Annotated in this window: 4 protein-coding genes; 2 read left to right on the top strand and 2 right to left on the bottom strand. The window is 70.5% G+C overall.

Going from position 1 to position 4214, the window contains the following annotated elements; translation table 11 throughout:
• Nucleotides 1-76: 76 nt before the first annotated feature.
• Both ACWGIG_RS37415 and ACWGIG_RS37410 read right to left on the bottom strand, forming a co-directional pair.
• Nucleotides 77-754: a response regulator gene (locus ACWGIG_RS37415; protein ID WP_401598322.1), complete on the bottom strand. Its 678-nt coding sequence runs from the start codon at nt 752-754 to the stop codon at nt 77-79.
• 239 nt (nt 755-993) lie between these two features.
• The gene (locus ACWGIG_RS37410) at nt 994-1848 is read right to left on the bottom strand and encodes a RecB family exonuclease (RefSeq protein WP_453326183.1); all 855 of its coding nucleotides are present in this window, start codon (nt 1846-1848) and stop codon (nt 994-996) included.
• Between the two features lie 178 nt (nt 1849-2026).
• Here ACWGIG_RS37410 and ACWGIG_RS37405 point away from each other — a divergent pair, with 178 nt between their 5' ends.
• On the top strand, nt 2027-3274 hold the full coding sequence (locus tag ACWGIG_RS37405) for a site-2 protease family protein (RefSeq protein ID WP_453326182.1): 1248 nt from the start codon (nt 2027-2029) through the stop codon (nt 3272-3274).
• Between the two features lie 59 nt (nt 3275-3333).
• Nucleotides 3334-4214: tRNA (adenine-N1)-methyltransferase (locus ACWGIG_RS37400; RefSeq protein WP_453326181.1), on the top strand; the 881-nt coding region annotated here is incomplete at its 3' end.

Genomic DNA, 4214 nt, shown 5'->3' with positions numbered 1-4214 from the left:
GGCCCCACCATTGCGGTGGGGCCCCTCCGCCATGAGCTCCGTCAGGCGGCCACCAGCCGCCGACTGCCACCAGCCGCTAACTGCCACCCGCGCCAGGACGCACCAGACCGCTCTCGTACGCATAGACCGCAGCCTGCACCCGGTCGCGCAGCCCCAGCTTCGTCAGCACATGACCGACGTGCGTCTTCACCGTCGTCTCGCTCACGAACAGGTCCGCCGCGATCTCCGCATTCGACAGACCGCGCGCCACCAGCTTCAGCACCTCCACCTCACGCTCCGTCAGCGTGTGCAGAGTGTCCGGCACCTCGTCCTCGCCGGACGGAAGATGATCCGCGTACTTGTCCAGCAGCCGGCGCGTGATGCTCGGCGCCAGCATCGCCTCACCCGCCGCCACCACCCGGATCGCCTGCACCAGCTCGTGCGCCGGCGCATCCTTCAGCAGGAACCCGCTCGCCCCCGCACGCAGCGCCTCCACCACATACTCGTCAAGGTCGAACGTGGTCAGCACCAGCACCTTCGCCGGACCGTCCCGGCCAGGACCCGTGATCTGCCGGGTCGCCTCGACCCCGTCCATCCGCGGCATCCGGATGTCCATCAGCACCACATCGGGCTGCAACGCCCGCACCTGATCGAGCGCCTGCAGACCGTCCCCGGCCTCACCGACGACCGCAAGGTCCTGCTCCGCCTCCAGAATCATCCGGAAACCGGTACGCAGCAGAGGCTGGTCGTCGACCAGTAGGACGCGGATAGCCACAGGTACTCCTTCGCTAGACGGCCCCATTCTGCCCTGCCCGCCACCCGGACCCACCGCCCCCTGCTCCGACGCCTCCCGAGGCCGGACCACCAACGGTCTGTGTCCACCCGGGGGCAACCCCCGGCCCCCCGGCCGAAGCCCCGCCCGCCGGTCCTGCTCCGACGCTTCCCGAGGCCGGACCTCCAACGGTCTGTGTCCACCCGGGGGCAACCCCCGGACCCCCGGCCCGCCCGCCGGTCCTACTCCGACGCTTCCCGAGGCCGGACCTCCAACGGGTAGACCGGCGGCGTCCCGCCGAACTCCGGGCACACCGCCCGGTGGTCGCACCAGCCGCACAGCTTCGTCGGACGAGGACGCCACTCGCCCGTCTCCGTCGCCTCCTTGATCGCCTCCCACAGCGCATGCAGCTTCCGCTCCATCCGCTCCAGGTCCTCCTCGGTCGGGTCGTACGTCATCACGTCGCCGCTGCCCAGATACACCAGCTGAAGCCTGCGCGGCACGATCCGCTTCCACCGCCAGATCACCAGCGCGTAGAACTTCATCTGGAACAGCGCACCCTCCGCATACTCCGGACGCGGCGCCTTCCCCGTCTTGTAGTCGACGATCCGCACCTCGCCCGACGGCGCCACGTCCACCCGGTCGATCACCCCGCGCAGCCGCAGCCCCGACTCCAGCTCCGTCTCCACGAACAGCTCCCGCTCCGCAGGCTCCAACCGGGTCGGATCCTCCAGCGTGAACCACTTCTCGACCAGGTCCTCCGCCTGCCCCAGCCACCGCGACAGCCGCTCGCCCCCGGCATCCTCCGCGAAAAGCCCCGACAGCTCCGGCTTCGACTCCAGCAGCCGGTCCCACTGCCCCGGCACCATCGCCCGCGCCTTCGGAGCCGTCCGCTCCACCGCCGGATCGTCGAACAACCGCTCAAGGACGGCATGCACCAGCGTCCCCCGGGTAGCCGCCTCACTCGGCTTCTCCGGCAGCTTGTCGATCACCCGGAACCGGTACAGCAGCGGGCACTGCATGAAATCGCTCGCCCGTGAGGGCGACAGCGAAGTGGGCCGCCTCGCCGCGACCGCCGGACCGGTACTCGTATTCATGACACCGACCCTACGGCCCGCCACTGACAACGCCCCCCTACCATCGACGGCAGACCCTCCCGCACTGCATGATCGGGGCAATGCCCCGCACAACGGCATCAGGGAGACACAGGATTTACGAACGTTTTCCGTACGATGTTCCACCGGCGACACGAAGCAGCACCAACGAAGGGACACCGTGGACGAGAGCGGCGACAGCGGACGCCCCGAGCCCGGCACGGACACCACGGACACCACTGGCACCGGCGGCAAGAAGGCCAAAAGCGGCCCGGAACGCCCCGGCGGCGGCCTCCTCATGGGCCGCCCCTTCGGCGTCCCCGTCTACGTCGCCCCCAGCTGGTTCGTCGTCGCCGCCCTCATCACCTGGGTCTTCGGCGGCCAGCTCGACCTCGTCCTGCCCGAACTGGGCGCCGCCCGCTACCTCGTCTCCCTCTTCTTCGCGGTCGCCTTCTACGCCTCCGTACTCGTCCACGAACTCGCCCACACCGTCGCCGCCCTCCGCTTCAAACTCCCCGTCCGGCGCATCCAGCTCCAGTTCTTCGGCGGCGTCTCCGAAATCGAGAAGGAGACCGAGACCCCCGGCCGCGAATTCGTCCTCGCCTTCGTCGGCCCCCTCCTCTCCCTCGCCCTCGGCGGCCTCTTCTACCTCGCCATGGACCTCGTCGAAGCAGGCACCGTCCCCGGCGTCCTCCTCGCAGGCCTGATGATCTCCAACCTCATCGTCGCCGCCTTCAACCTCCTCCCCGGACTCCCGCTCGACGGCGGACGCATGCTCCGCGCAGTCGTCTGGAAGATCACCGGCAACCCCATGACCGGCACCGTCGCCGCCGCCTGGATCGGCCGCGCCCTCGCCGTCGCCGTCCTCATCGGCCTCCCCCTCCTCACCCACACCGGCGCCCTCGGCAACCGCACCCAGGACATCACCGGCATGGACACCGTCCTCGACGCACTCCTCGCCGCGATCCTCGCCGCCATCATCTGGACCGGCGCAGGCAACAGCCTCCGCGTGGCACGCCTCCGCGAACACCTCCCCGACCTGCGCGCCCGCACCCTCACCCGGCGCGCGGTCCCCGTCGAATCCGCCACCCCCCTCTCCGAAGCACTCCGCCGAGCCAACGAAGCAGGCGCCCGCGCCCTCGTCGTCGTCGACGGACAGGGCGAACCCACCGCCGTCGTCCGCGAAGCAGCCATCGGCGCCGTCCCCGAACACCGCCGCCCCTGGGTCGCCGTCAGCGGCCTCGCCCAGGACCTCACCGACCGCCTGCGCATCCCCGCCGAACTCGCGGGCGAAGACCTCCTCGACCGGCTCCGCGCCGCCCCCGCCACCGAATACCTCGTCGTCGAGGAAACCGGCGAGATCTACGGAGTCCTCTCCACCGCCGACGTCGAGCGCGCCTTCGTCAAGGCCATGGCCCGCCCGCAGTGACGCCCCCGGCGAACCGGGACGCGGCGTGAGGCCCCCCAAACAGCCGGTAGGCTGGTCACATGTCCGAACCGACCGGTGCCGCCCGACGACGCGGGCCCTTCAAGGTCGGGGACCAGGTCCAGCTGACTGACCCCAAGGGCCGCCACTACACGTTCACGCTCGAAGCCGGGAAGCAGTTCCACACCCACAAGGGTGCCTTCTCGCACGACGAGCTGATCGGCGCGTCCGAGGGCAGTGTTGTCCGTACCACGGGGAACGTCGCCTACCTGGCCCTCCGCCCCCTGCTCCCCGACTACGTCCTGTCCATGCCCCGCGGCGCAGCCGTGGTCTACCCCAAGGACGCGGGGCAGATCCTGGCCTTCGCCGACATCTTCGCCGGCGCCCGCGTCGTCGAAGCCGGAGTGGGCTCCGGAGCCCTCAGCGCCTTCCTCCTGCGCGCCATCGGCGACCACGGAATGCTGCACTCCTACGAGCGCCGCCAGGACTTCGCGGACATCGCGCAGGGCAACGTCGAGCGCTACTTCGGCGGCCCCCACCCCGCGTGGACCCTGACCGTCGGCGACCTCCAGGACCACCTCTCCGACACCGAGGTCGACCGCGTCGTACTCGACATGCTCGCCCCCTGGGAAACCCTCGAAGCCGTCTCCAAGGCGCTCGTCCCCGGCGGCATCATGTGCGCGTACGTCGCCACCACCACGCAGCTCGCCAGGACCGTCGAGTCCATCCGCGAGATCGGCTGCTTCGCCGAACCCCAGCCGTGGGAGTCGATGGTCCGCAACTGGCACGTCGAAGGCCTCGCCGTCCGCCCGGACCACCGCATGATCGGCCACACCGGCTTCCTCGTCACCGCCCGCCGCCTCGCCGACGGCGTCGAGCCCCCGATGCGCCGCCGCCGCCCCTCCAAGGGCGCCTACGGCGACGACTACGAGGGCCCCAACAA

It is taken from the genome of Streptomyces sp. NPDC054863, assembly GCF_053610825.1.
Note: the sequence above shows the minus strand (reverse complement) of the source record. Positions and strands in the feature narration are given on the sequence as shown.

Excerpts from the sequence above, each read along its gene's own strand:
- ACWGIG_RS37410 (WP_453326183.1), bottom strand. The coding sequence starts at position 1,848 with ATGAATACGAGTACCGGTCCGGCGGTCGCGGCGAGGCGGCCCACTTCG.